The 13,677-nt window shown below is 32.0% G+C and carries 13 protein-coding genes; 11 read left to right on the top strand and 2 right to left on the bottom strand.

Translation table 11 applies throughout. The features are described from left to right. Positions 1-21: 21 nt before the first annotated feature. Positions 22-873 (top strand): glycosyltransferase, encoded by an 852-nt coding sequence (locus FNB79_RS07135; RefSeq protein ID WP_143380661.1) that lies wholly within the window; start codon positions 22-24, stop codon positions 871-873. A gap of 186 nt (positions 874-1,059) precedes the next feature. Here the strand turns inward: FNB79_RS07135 and FNB79_RS07130 are convergent, their stop codons facing one another. Continuing rightward, on the bottom strand, positions 1,060-3,696 hold the full coding sequence (locus tag FNB79_RS07130; RefSeq protein WP_143380660.1) for a valine--tRNA ligase: 2,637 nt from the start codon (positions 3,694-3,696) through the stop codon (positions 1,060-1,062). Positions 3,697-3,974: 278 nt separating this feature from the next. Here FNB79_RS07130 and FNB79_RS07125 point away from each other — a divergent pair, with 278 nt between their 5' ends. Beyond that, positions 3,975-4,364 (top strand): DUF1573 domain-containing protein, encoded by a 390-nt coding sequence (locus FNB79_RS07125; protein ID WP_143380659.1) that lies wholly within the window; start codon positions 3,975-3,977, stop codon positions 4,362-4,364. Between the two features lie 241 nt (positions 4,365-4,605). Here the strand turns inward: FNB79_RS07125 and FNB79_RS07120 are convergent, their stop codons facing one another. Continuing rightward, positions 4,606-5,961 carry an aspartyl protease family protein gene (locus FNB79_RS07120; protein ID WP_246073344.1) on the bottom strand — a complete coding sequence of 452 codons (1,356 nt, stop codon included), beginning with the start codon at positions 5,959-5,961 and terminating at the stop codon, positions 4,606-4,608. Positions 5,962-6,046: 85 nt separating this feature from the next. Here FNB79_RS07120 and FNB79_RS07115 point away from each other — a divergent pair, with 85 nt between their 5' ends. The 9 genes from FNB79_RS07115 (at position 6,047) to gap (ending at position 13,676) form a co-directional block, all read left to right on the top strand. After that, on the top strand, positions 6,047-7,237 hold the full coding sequence (locus FNB79_RS07115) for a pyridoxal phosphate-dependent aminotransferase (RefSeq protein ID WP_143380658.1): 1,191 nt from the start codon (positions 6,047-6,049) through the stop codon (positions 7,235-7,237). Beyond that, positions 7,237-8,250: a UDP-N-acetylmuramate dehydrogenase gene (murB, locus tag FNB79_RS07110; protein WP_143380657.1), complete on the top strand. Its 1,014-nt coding sequence runs from the start codon at positions 7,237-7,239 to the stop codon at positions 8,248-8,250. The genes FNB79_RS07115 and murB overlap by 1 nt, the downstream gene beginning before the upstream one ends. 67 nt (positions 8,251-8,317) lie before the next feature. Continuing rightward, positions 8,318-8,851, top strand: coding sequence for an RNA polymerase sigma factor (locus FNB79_RS07105; protein ID WP_143380656.1), 534 nt, complete (start codon positions 8,318-8,320; stop codon positions 8,849-8,851). Positions 8,852-8,861: 10 nt separating this feature from the next. Beyond that, entirely contained in the window at positions 8,862-9,665 is an 804-nt protein-coding gene (locus FNB79_RS07100; protein ID WP_143380655.1) for an anti-sigma factor, read from the top strand. Positions 9,666-9,800: 135 nt separating this feature from the next. Then, positions 9,801-10,004, top strand: a complete 204-nt coding sequence (locus tag FNB79_RS07095) for a membrane or secreted protein (protein WP_143380654.1) — start codon at positions 9,801-9,803, stop codon at positions 10,002-10,004. 8 nt (positions 10,005-10,012) lie between these two features. Next, positions 10,013-11,125, top strand: coding sequence for a glycosyltransferase (locus tag FNB79_RS07090; RefSeq protein WP_185967854.1), 1,113 nt, complete (start codon positions 10,013-10,015; stop codon positions 11,123-11,125). Next, complete coding sequence (locus FNB79_RS07085; protein ID WP_143380653.1) at positions 11,116-11,664, top strand: RNA polymerase sigma factor; 549 nt, start codon at positions 11,116-11,118, stop codon at positions 11,662-11,664. The genes FNB79_RS07090 and FNB79_RS07085 overlap by 10 nt, the downstream gene beginning before the upstream one ends. Positions 11,665-11,802: 138 nt before the next feature. Then, on the top strand, positions 11,803-12,681 hold the full coding sequence (gene lipA, locus FNB79_RS07080; RefSeq protein WP_143380652.1) for a lipoyl synthase: 879 nt from the start codon (positions 11,803-11,805) through the stop codon (positions 12,679-12,681). After that, positions 12,681-13,676: a type I glyceraldehyde-3-phosphate dehydrogenase gene (gap, locus tag FNB79_RS07075; RefSeq protein WP_143380651.1), complete on the top strand. Its 996-nt coding sequence runs from the start codon at positions 12,681-12,683 to the stop codon at positions 13,674-13,676. Before lipA ends, gap begins: the two co-directional genes overlap by 1 nt. The last annotated feature ends 1 nt before the right edge of the window (position 13,677 follow it).

Here is a 13,677-nt window from a genome sequence, read left to right as displayed (position 1 = left end):
AACAGCCTTAAAGTTTAAAATATGAATTTTTATATTGTTATTCCTGCACATAACGAAGACGATTCTATAGGCTCAACTCTAGAATCTATAGCTAGGCAAACATTATTACCAAAACAATTAGTTGTGGTTAATGATCACTCTTCTGACAATACACAGAACATTGTAGAATCATTTATTAAAAAACATTCTTGGATTTCTATTGTAAACGTAACATCTTCAAACAAACATTTACCAGGATCAAAAATTATAAACGCTTTTTACAAAGGACTAGAAACATTAGACGAGAATTACAATATCATGTGTAAATTTGATGCCGATTTAATCTTCCCAGAAAACTATTTAGAAATCATTGCTAAACATTTTAAAGCAAATCCAAAATTAGGTATGTCTGCTGGTTTTTGTGATGTTGAAAAAAATGGTGAATGGGTTTTAGAAGATTTAACAAATAAAGATCACATTCGTGGCGCTTTAAAAGCTTACCGAAAACAATGCTTTTTAGACATCGGGAAATTAAAACCTGCGATGGGATGGGACACTATAGATGAATTACTAGCGAAATTTAATGGTTGGGAAATTCTTACAGATGAATCGTTGCATGTAAAACACCTAAAACCTACGGGTGCGAGTTACAATAAAAGTTCTAAATATATGCAAGGTGAAGCCATGTACAAAATACGTTATGGCTTCACAATAACAGCTATTTCTGCATTGAAACTAGCTATTAAAAAAAAGAATATATCCCTTTTTAACGATTATATGTCTGGTTATTTTAAGGCCAAGAATAAAAATATAGAACCTTTAGTGACCCCAGAACAAGGCGAATTTATAAGAAAATTACGCTGGAAAGGGATGCTGAAGAAGTTAGAATTTTGAGGCTTATTTGGGTTAAGGATAACAATTTGATAGTAATAACAACTTCACCTATTATATAAATAATGTGACTCCGAAATGAATTCAGAGTGACGACAATTCTAAACATAAAAAAAACACCTCAACATTATCTGTTGAGGTGTTTTCTATTTTTATTATAAACTCTAAGACTAATTTTAAAGCACTGCTTTATTTTAAGTTTGATAAACTCGATTGTAACGTTTCTATTTTCGCTAAAGCATCTGCTTCCTTTTTACGTTCGTTGGCAATAACTTGTTCTGGCGCACCATTTACAAAACGCTCGTTAGATAATTTCTTTTGTACCGACTTTAAGAAACCTTCGGTATATTTTAATTCTTCAGATAATTTCTTTATCTCAGCTTCAACATCTATTGCGCCTTCCATAGGAATAAAATACTCGTTAGATTTTACTCTGAATGTTAATGCGCCTTCAACAGGTTCTGTAACGTAGTTGATAGCCTCCAAGTTCCCTAATTTAGAGATTACAGCATCAAAAGCAGTATTCGCTTTTTCGTTGTTAATCACAGAAAAACCAATCGTATCTTTAAACGCAATATTTTTGTCTTTACGAACGGTTCTAATTCCAGAAATGACTTCCGAAGCAAATTCAAACTGAGCAATTAAATCTTTATTTATAGGTTTAGCTTCTGGCCATTTAGCAACGATTAATGCTTCTTCCGGTGTACGTTCAGCAATATATTGCCAAATATCTTCCGTTAAAAATGGCATAAACGGATGAAGAATTTTTAAGTTATCTTCAAAACGAGCCATAACGCTATTATACGTGGTAGCATCAATTGGTTGTTGATATGCTGGTTTTACAATCTCTAGTAACCATCCGCAGAAATCATCGTAAATCAATTTATAAATACTCATTAAAGCATCGCTTAAACGGTATTTACTAAAGTGATCTTCAATATCTACTAAAGCCGCTTGAAATTTAGCTTCGTACCAGTCTAAAGCTATTTTGCTAGATTCTGGCTGCTCAATTGTTTCGCTAACCTCCCATAAATTGGTTAAATTGAAGGCATTCCAAATTTTGTTACCAAATCCTTTTCCTTGCTGGCAAAGCGCTTCATCGAACATTAAATCGTTTCCAGCCGCCGAACTTAGAAGTAATCCTACACGCACACCGTCTGCACTATAATCGTCTATAAGTTTAAGCGCATCTGGTGAATTTCCTAAAGATTTACTCATTTTACGACGTTGCTTATCACGAACTAATCCCGTTAAGTACACATTATTAAATGGCTTTTCGTCTTTATACTCGTACCCTGCAATAATCATTCTAGCTACCCAGAAAAATAAAATATCTGGACCAGTAACTAAATCGTTTGTTGGGTAGTAATACTTAATTTCTTCATTCTCAGGATTACGAATCCCGTCGAAAACACTCATTGGCCATAACCAAGACGAAAACCAAGTATCTAAAGCATCTGTGTCTTGTTTTAAGTCTTCAGCTTTTAAATCGGCTTTTCCTGTTTTTTCTTGTGCTAAGGCTACAGCTTTTTCAATAGTTTCGGCTACTACAAAATCGTCTTTTCCATCGCTATAGAAATAGGCGGGAATTTGTTGTCCCCATAATAACTGACGCGAAATATTCCAATCGCGGATATTTTCCATCCAGTGACGGTAGGTGTTTTCGAACTTCTTAGGGAATAATTTAATTTCAGCATCTTCACCTAAAACCGCTTCTATTGCTGGCTTCACTAAATCTTCCATTTTTAAGAACCATTGGTCACTTAAACGAGGTTCTATAACTGCTTTAGTACGCTCGGACGTTCCGACTTTATTTACGTGAACTTCAGTTTTTTCTAAAATTCCTAAAGCGTCTAATGCTTTAGCTACATTTTTTCTAGCTTCAAAGCGATCCTGACCTTCAAATTGCAATCCATAACTATTTAAAGTTGCATTCGCATTAAAGATATCAATCACTTCTAAATTATGCTTGTCTCCTAAATTTTTATCATTTTCATCGTGTGCTGGCGTTACTTTTAAACATCCGGTACCGAATTCTAAATCCACATATTCATCTTCTATAATTGGCACGACACGATTAGAAATTGGCACTATGGCTTTCTTTCCTTTTAAGTGTGTAAAACGCTCATCGTTCGGGTTAATACAAATGGCTGTATCTCCAAAAATAGTTTCTGGACGTGTTGTTGCGATTGTTAACGTATCGTCGCTACCTTCAATTTTATAGTTGATATAGTATAAGTTCCCTTGACGTTCTTCATGAATAACTTCTTCGTCAGACAAGGTCGTTTGCGCTTCTGGATCCCAATTAACCATGCGGTAACCACGGTAAATTAGGCCTTTGTTAAATAAGTCTACAAATACTTTAATTACAGCTTCAGACATATCGTCGTCCATGGTAAATTTGGTTCTATCCCAATCGCAAGAACATCCTAGCTTTTTAAGTTGTTCTAAAATAACACCACCGTACTCTTCGGTCCACTCCCAAGCATGTGCTAGGAATTCGTCACGAGTAAGGTCGTTTTTATCAATACCTTGTTCTTTTAACTTGGCAACAACTTTAGCTTCTGTAGCAATAGAAGCATGATCTGTACCAGGAACCCAACATGCATTTTTACCTAATAAACGTGCACGGCGTACTAATACATCTTGAATGGTATTATTTAACATATGCCCCATATGCAATACACCTGTAACATTTGGTGGAGGAATAACTATAGTATACGGTTCTCTATCGTCTGGTGTTGAATGAAAATAATTATGTTTCATCCAGTAATCGTACCATTTGCTTTCTACTGAATTAGCATCATATTTTGAAGGAATATCCATCGGCATAATTTTGAATCTTAATATTGCTTAAAGTGGAAAAACATAACTAAAAATAGATTACTAATGTTATCATTATTTAGAGTTAGTTCTGAACACTTTGGAATAGTTTTTGAATATAAGTTGCAAAAGTACTTATTATTCTTTTGATGTGAAATTATATTGTGTGTTTATAGATAGCAAACCTTAATATAATGTTAATACAATTTCATTACATCTAATAATTTTGCATAATGACTAAAAAGTATTTACGTTTACAATAAATATTAAAATACAATATTATGAAACAACTTATTACTATTTTATTTATTGGATTAATAAGTTTCTCAATTCAGGCACAAGACAAAATTGCTAAAATTGAGTTTAAATCTGATACAATTGACTACGGAACTATTGAGAAAGGCGCCAATGGTGTGCGTGTATTTGAATTTACTAATACTGGAGATGCACCTCTTATTGTTTCAAAAGTAACCTCTAGTTGTGGTTGTACTGTACCTAAAAAACCTGATGCACCAATTATGCCAGGTGAAACTGGTGAAATTTCAGTAAAATATGATACAAATCGTGTAATGCCTATTAGAAAAACTATTACTGTTTTATCTAATGCAGACACACCAACTGTGGCTTTAAAAATTAAAGGAGAAGTCATAGACCCTAGTAAAACGAAATAATATGTAATGTAAAATTCATTTTTATTTTCAAAATAAATTAAACCCCTTGAGCAATTTACTCAAGGGGTTTAATTTTTATATATTTTAGCAATAAAAATATCATTCTAACTTAGAACTCGCTATTACAATACTCTTTAAATTATCTATAAAAATTAATTAGGCATAATCCATCTAGTATTTTATCTGTTTTTTAATCAAATTCAGATTTAATTTATTTAAATTCCATAAAACATCTATTTAATCATAAAGGTGACTTTAAATTAAAATTAAATTTAGACATAATCCCATTTCTATCTATGATAAGTTTAATCTCATCGTTTTCTCTACCATAAAACAAATGCATTATTTCTTGTAATGTATACCGATGTGTATCCTTATTATTTATATTTAAAATCACATCTCCAACTAATAAACCTGCATGGGCCGCAGGAGAATTTTCTCTCAATTCGATAATTACAAAAGCAGGTTTTAACACATAATGATAACTTGGAGTTAAACCAACTCTTAATGTATTGGAATCTGACCTAGAACCATTATTAGCGTAATCATTTACCGTATAGATTTCTTCTTTTACTACAATATCCCCATGATACTCTAATTCTATTCCGCTTTTATTATAACTAAAAGCCTCTTTATAAAACTTATTTTTTTTTAATATTACTTCTGCTTTTTTATAATTAAAAACAGTATTAAATCGTTTTAAAACATTTCCGGCAATACTTCCATTACGTTCTTTAAGTTGTTTTGCTACTGTAATTGCTAAAGAATCCGGATAAGAAACATTCACGTCTTTTAATGTAAATGATTTTATATGAATCTCATTAATTTTAGCACGTTTACCATACACACTTCCGCTTAATCCGTGTCCTAAAAAATCAGTAAAGTATTTGCCATTGGCATGTAACCCTAAATCGTCATCTTCAAAAAGCCAAAGTGCATCGCTACCGCCAGAATCTATTAATAACTTAACAGGCACGGTAACATTATTTACTTTAACCTCTGCATTTAAATATGGTTTATTGTTATAAAATTCTAGATTTATTGTTTCGCAGCTTTTACATTGCTTTGATTTATAAAATAAAGGATCGTGTAGCTTAATATAGCGTGCAGCGTAATTAATTTCCACAACAAAATCCTTAAATAAATCAAATCCTATAAGTCCGTGTATAGGCACACCAAGTTGTGGCGTAAAATTTAAATTTGCATCGTGTATGGCATACATGTCTTGGTTAAATTTGATGGCATTACCTATTCTAAAAATATTATTTTCAGACTTTAAAGCTTCAAAAGACTTTCCTTCTCCCAGTCCGCGTAAAAAATAAGCTTCTGTATTATTAATTTGTAGAGAATCTGTTTCCTTTAAAAAACTAAAAACAATAGGTTTAGAAACTCCTGTATCTAGAATAAAAGATAAAGAAGCGCCATTAATTTCAACAGGAATTACAATGAGATTATTAATGAGTTTAAACCGAATTTTATCAAACTTTTTATCATTTTGAAGTATAAATCCAGTTTGAGAGTAGCTAAAAGCACCTCCAAAACTCATAAATATCAAAAAAAAGCATATTTTTTTCATAGATTCATAAAATTCAAGCATATAAACTTACACTTTTTATTTTATAACATCATTATTAGACCTATTAAAGAAAATTCCTCAACTTTGCTATAACAAATTTTATACTATGCCAAAAATATCAAACAAAGGCAAAAACATGCCTGAATCCCCAATTCGTAAATTGGTTCCTTACGCTGAGAAAGCTTATAAAGAAGGGAAAAAAGTGTATCATTTAAATATTGGGCAACCCGATATTAAAACTCCAGAAGTTGCTTTAGAAGCAGTTAAAAACAACACCTTAACTACCATAGAATACTCACGTTCTGAAGGTTCTGAACAATATAGAACTAAGATTGCAGACTACTACCATAAAAATAATATTGAAGTTAAACATGACGATATTATTGTTACCACTGGAGGAAGTGAAGCTTTACTTTTTACATTTGGAAGCATTATGGATACCGACGACGAAATTATTATTCCAGAGCCTTTTTATGCGAATTATAATGGGTTCTCTACAGCATCTGGGGTAAACGTAGTCCCAGTTATTTCTAAAATTGAAGATAATTTTGCATTACCTCCGATCTCTGAATTCGAAAAATTAATTACGCAAAAGACCAAAGCAATTTTAATTTGTAACCCAGGAAACCCTACAGGGTATTTATATTCTAAAGAAGAAATTTTACAGTTAGCAGAATTGGTAAAAAAACACGATTTATTTTTAATTGCAGATGAAGTATATCGCGAATTTACTTACGATGGCGTACAACATCATTCTATTATGTCTATTGATGGTTTAGAAGACTATGCGATTATGATAGATTCTGTATCTAAACGTTACAGCATGTGTGGTGCTCGAATTGGCTGCATGGTTTCTAAAAACAAAACAGTTATTAAAACAGCTTTAAAATTTGCTCAGGCTAGATTAAGCCCTCCAACCTTAGCTCAGATTGCTAGTGAAGCAGCTTTAGATACACCACAAACTTATTTTGACGAAGTTAAAACAGAATATTTAGGACGTAGAGACACATTAATTTCAGAATTAAGAAAAATTGATGGCGTTAAAATAGGTGTACCTAAAGGTGCTTTTTATTGCATTGTTGAATTACCTGTTAAAAATTCAGATAAATTTGCACAATGGTTATTAGAAGAATTCGATATAAATAATGAAACCGTAATGGTTGCACCTGCAGCAGGATTTTACTCAACACCTAGTGTTGGTTTAAATCAAATTAGAATTGCTTATGTACTAAATAAAGAAAGTTTAATTAAAGCTGTTCATTTATTAAATGAAGCATTAAAAGTTTATAAAGACTAGTGAATATACAACATAATGTATCTTTAAAACCTTTTAATACATTTGGGATAGATGTAATTGCAAAACATTTTGTAATTACATCTTCTTTAAAAGATTTAAAAGATGTTTTAAATCTAGAAGACTATCCTGAAAAATTGATTCTAGGTGGCGGAAGCAATATTTTATTAACTAAAGATGTAGATGCTTTAGTTATACTTGTACAAATTAAAGGTATCTCAATTATTTCCAAAACAGAAGATACTGTTTTAATAAAGGCTAATGCTGGAGAAAACTGGCATGAATTTGTACAATGGACATTACAGCACAATTATGGAGGTCTCGAGAATTTATCGTTAATTCCAGGAAATGTAGGAACCTCACCAATTCAAAATATAGGTGCATATGGCGTAGAGTTAAAAGATGTTTTTAAATCTTGTGAAGCTCTAAATATAAACACCAAAACCCTAACCACTTTTAGTAAGACCGATTGTGCTTTTGGCTATAGAAACTCTGTTTTTAAACAAGGCATGAAGGGGCAATTTATAATAACATCTGTAACTTTTAAACTCACAACTCAAAACCATACTCTACATACAAATTACGGTGCAATTATAGCAGAGTTAGAAAGCAAACACATTAAAACACCTACCATTCAAGATGTATCACAAGCTATTATTGCAATAAGACAAAGCAAGCTCCCAGACCCTAAAAAGATTGGAAACAGTGGTAGTTTTTTTAAAAATCCTATAGTAGATAAGTCTAAATATCTTCAAATTTTAAATCAGTTTCCAGACGTACCTAGTTATACCGTTTCAGAAACACAAGTAAAAATACCTGCAGGTTGGTTAATTGAAAAAGCTGGATTTAAAGGAAAACGCCTTGGCAATTATGGGGTTCATAAAAATCAGGCTTTAGTGTTAGTTAATTATGGAGGTGCATCTGGTGAAGAAATATTAAAATTTTCTGGAATAATTCAAACTACAATACAAAGAATATTCAATATTATGATTGAATCTGAAGTTAATATATTATAATTATCAATTAATTGCATAACTTTGACCACACAACCTACTGAGATCAAACTAACTAAATCGCAATAACTTGATTACACCTATTGAACAGGAAATTGTTGGGCTTTTAAAACGTGGAGATAAAAAAGCACTCACTCTATTATATAAGCATTATGCTAACTCGCTTTTAGGTGTTATCTCTAAAGTGATTACAAATGAAGATTTAGCCGAAGACGTATTACAAGAAAGCTTTATTAAAGTTTGGAAAAAATCTAAATCTTACGACCCTAGTAAAGCCAAATTATTTACTTGGCTATACCGAATTGCCTATAACACAGCTATAGATAAAGTAAGATCGCTAACTAATAAAGAAAATAAAGAAGTCCAAATAGAAGATTCTAACGTATATAGAATATCGGCTAAAGGTTTAAATCAAGATGTCATGGACATACAAAAGCACCTTAGGTCTTTAGATCCAAAGTACCAAATAGTACTTAATGCACTCTTCTTTGAAGGCATGACACAGCAGGAAGCTAGCGATGAATTAGACATTCCGCTAGGAACCATAAAATCGAGATTAAAAATAGGACTTCGCGAATTAAAAAAAATTTACGATCCAGAATAAAATTCTAATCATGAATGATAAAATATATACATTTTTAAATTCTGATCTATTAGGGAAATATATTGAAGGCGATACAACACCTAAAGAAACAGAATTAGTTGAAAACTATATCTCTAAATTTCCAGAGGTAGAACACGCATATAATACACTACAGCACAATTTAGAAATCATGTCTAAATACCATGCTGTTGAAGCACCAACATCTGTATTAAATAATGTATTGTTAGAGTTAGATAAAGAAACACCAGTAATTAAATTACAGCAAGAAAACAATACTCATAAACTATGGTTTAGATTTTCTATCGCTGCTAGTGCAGTAGCGATATTGTTTGCTTGTGCATCGTTTATCTTTTTTTCTAAAAATTTAGATTTAAAAAGAGAAAATCAAGTTATTGTTGATGAAATTTTTGATTTAAGAAGCGACATTGAGCAAAACAACAACAGACTTGACGAAGTGATGTCTCAATTTAAACAATTAAATAATCCAGAAACTCAAAAATATATTATTAAAGGAAACAATAGAGCAAAAAAATTAAAAACAGTTGCTTACATAAATCCTAAGGAAAAAACATCTATGATAGATGTGGTGTCTTTACCGGAATTACCGCAAGAACAATGTTACCAGATTTGGGCGGAATTAAACGGTAAAATGATTAATTTAGGAATTCTAGATGAAACAGATAAAGAATTAAAATCTATACCTTATACTGAAAACGCATTAGGTTTAAACATTACCATTGAACCTAAAGGAGGAAATACTAGCGCATCTTTAGAAAATTCTGTAGCAGAAATTTCTTTAAAAAGCAGAGAGTAAATCAAACCTTATCATCTTTATTTTAAGCCTCACTTTATCTATAAAAAGTGAGGCTTAGTTTTTTACTCTTTTCCTAAATTATAGTACCTTTGCAATATCTACAATAGGTATTTCCTATTGCTTAAACACTCAATTATGAAATTATTTCTTTTAACATTAGCTTTATTAGGAGTGGGAATTGCTGGAATTGCCATAAAGATTTGGGCAAAAAAAGACGGGAAATTTGCTGGTACTTGTGCTAGCCAAAACCCTGCCTTAAATAAATCTGGTGAATCTTGCGGATTTTGCGGTAAAACCCCAGATCAATATAAAGATTGTAGCGAACCTCAACACTCTTAAGTCTACGCATGCTTATACTTGACATCATTTTCTACAGTTTTGTAGCAATTGTCTTTATTCAGTTATTTTATTATTTAGTTTTTCTTAGAACCTTTGCGTTTTTAAAACCCCAACCATTACCAGAGCAAAACATTCCGGTATCGGTAATTGTCTGCGCTAAAAATGAAGAAGAAAATTTAAAACAATTTTTGCCTTCAATTATAGAACAAAATTACCCAAATTTCCAGATTGTTTTAATTAACGATGCGTCTGGAGACGAGACCTTAAGCGTTATTGAAGATTTTGCAGAACAACACGATTGTATTAAAATTGTTGATGTTAAAAATACAGAAGCCTTTTGGGCAAACAAAAAATACGCATTAACCTTAGGGATAAAAGCTGCAACGCACAATCATTTATTATTTATAGATGCTGATTGTAAACCTGTGTCTAAAACTTGGATTTCTGAAATGACAGCAGCGTTCCAAACAGACAAATCTATAGTGTTGGGGTATGGAGGCTATTCTAAAGTAAAAAATTCACTGCTTAATAAATTAATTAGGTTTGAAACTGTTTTTACAGCTTCTCAATATTTTTCTTATGCTAAGTTAGGCATTCCTTATATGGGCGTTGGTAGAAACTTAGCCTACACTAAAACATTGTTTTTTGAAGCTAATGGATTTATAAATCACATGAATGTACGTTCTGGAGACGACGATTTATTTGTTAACCAAATGGCCACAAGTAAAAATACGGCCTTATGTTTCTCTCCTGAAAGTTTCACAGTATCTGTTCCTAAAAAAACATTAGCAACTTGGTTAAAGCAAAAACGCAGACACATATCCAGTGCTAAATATTATAAAACAAGCCATCAATTTTTATTAGGCTTGTTTTACCTATCGCAACTCCTGTTTTGGGTGGTTGGAAGTCTATTAATCTCCTCTCTATACCATTGGGAAATTGTTACTTGCTTAATATCTTTACGCATTTTAATACAATGGATTGTGATAGGAAAAACAGCTAAAAAACTAAATGAATCTGATTTAGTTGGGCTAATTCCTATATTAGAAATTTTCATTATTCTAACTCAATTGGTTATCTTTATATCCAATAAGATATCTAAACCCCGTACTTGGAAATAAAAAACGCGATACATAAAGCTAAAGCAAACGATCAGAAAGCATTTAATTTTTTGCTTCACACCTATTGGGATGATGTATATGGATTTCAGCTAAAACGTATCGGTAACGAAAATGATGCCGAAGATATCACCATACAAACCTTCTCTAGAGCTTTTGATAAAATAGATACGTATAATGAAGAGTTTGTATTTAAGACATGGCTAATAACTATCTCTAAAAATCTTCATATTGATTTACTCCGTAAAGAAAGGAGTTCTATTTCAAGACAAATATCTAACGAAGATGTAAACACGATTAACCAAGTTTTAGACGAAACACCATCGGCAGAAGACAAAATTATTACAGATCAAAATTTAGCAAAGCTATTAAGAGACATAAAAAAACTAAAACCACACTATCAAGAAGTCATTAATTTACGTTATTTTCAAGAGTTATCCTACAAAGAAATTTCAATAGAACTTAATGAGCCTGTAAATAGTGTAAAAGTAAAATTACTCCGTGCAAAAAAGTTACTTGCCGAAATTATTCAAAATCAATAAGGTTGTAAATATTAAGTGACGCACCTACTTATTTAGAGATCTAATCTATTTTAGAATTCTAGATCTATCATCCTTATTGCTTATATCACATTTTTAATTTTTTACTTTGTATCTTTGCCTATCGAAAAGAGAAAATCCATGAATACAGAAACTGATTCAAACATTCTACCTGCTCGTCAACCAAAACCAAAATGGTTACGTGTTAAATTACCAACAGGAAAAAAATATACAGAGCTTAGAAGTCTTGTAGATAAATACAGTTTAAACACCATTTGCACCTCTGGTAGTTGCCCAAATATGGGAGAATGTTGGGGAGAAGGTACAGCTACATTTATGATTTTAGGAAATGTGTGTACACGTTCTTGCGGATTTTGTGGTGTAAAAACCGGTAGACCTGAAACTGTAGATTGGGATGAACCAGAAAAAGTAGCTCGATCTATAAAATTAATGAAAATTAAACACGCTGTACTTACAAGTGTAGATCGAGACGATTTAAAAGATATGGGAAGCATAATGTGGGCTGAAACAGTAAAAGCTGTGAGACGCATGAATCCTGAAACAACTTTAGAAACTCTTATCCCTGATTTTCAAGGTGTAGAACAACATATAGACCGCATTATTGATGTTGCTCCAGAAGTTGTTTCTCACAATATTGAAACAGTTAGACGCCTTACTCGAGATGTACGTATACAAGCAAAATACGACCGTAGTTTAGGTGTTTTAAAATATTTAAAATCTCAAGGACAACGTCGTACTAAATCTGGTATTATGTTGGGTCTTGGTGAAAAGCGAGAAGAAGTAATTGAAACCCTTCACGATTTAAAAGCCAATGATGTAGATGTTGTTACTATAGGACAATATTTACAACCAAGTAAAAAACACTTGCCTGTACAACAGTTTATTACTCCTGATCAATTTGCAGAATATAGAGAGATTGGTTTAGACTTAGGCTTTAGACATGTAGAAAGTAGCTCTTTAGTACGTTCTTCTTACAAAGCTCAGAAACACATTAACTAATGATTAATGTTGCCATAAATGGTTTTGGACGTATTGGACGTCGGGTATTTAGATTACTACAACAAAACCCTAACATTCAAGTGGTTGCTATTAATGATTTAGCAGATGCTTATACGTTAAGTCATTTATTAAAATACGATAGTATACATGGTGTGTCCAATCAGTCAATTTCGCACCAAGAAAATAATATTATTGTTAACGATTATTGTATTCCTCTTTTAAATGAAACACATCCAAAATCGATTAATTGGCAGCCATATAATGTAGACTTTGTAATTGAGTCTACAGGGAAATTTAAACTAAAATCAGAGCTGCAAAATCATATCAATAATGGAGCAAAAAGAGTAATTTTAAGTGTTCCTGCACTAGAAGATGATATTAAAACCATAGTATTAGGGGTTAATGACCATTTAATAGATGGTACCGAAAAAATCATCTCTAATGCTTCTTGCACTACCAACAATGCCGCACCAATGATGTCTGTAATAAATGAGCAATTTGGTATTAACCAAGCTTATATTACAACTGTACACTCCTACACTACAGACCAGAGTTTGCACGATCAGCCGCATCGTGATTTAAGACGAGCGCGTGCCGCTGGACAATCTATTGTGCCAACAACAACGGGTGCAGCAAAGGCATTAACAAGAATTTTCCCTACATTATCAAATGTAATTGGAGGTTGTGGTATTCGTGTTCCTGTTGCTAATGGATCGCTAACTGATATTACCTTTAATATAAAAAAAACAGCTACTATTACAGATGTAAATAACGCGTTTAAAACTGCATCACAAACACATTTACGATCTATCCTAGAATACACAGAAGCCCCAATAGTTTCTATAGATATAGTGGGCAATCCACACTCCTGTATTTTTGACGCTCAAATGACTTCCGTTATAGGAAATATGGTTAAAATTATTGGATGGTATGATAACGAAACTGGATATTCAAGTAGAATTATAGATTTAATAAGTAAGTTATCGGAAAAATAGT

Origin of the sequence: Formosa sediminum (genome assembly GCF_007197735.1) — a bacterium.
Taxonomy (GTDB): Bacteria; Bacteroidota; Bacteroidia; order Flavobacteriales; family Flavobacteriaceae; genus Formosa; species Formosa sediminum.
Note: the sequence above shows the minus strand (reverse complement) of the source record. Positions and strands in the feature narration are given on the sequence as shown.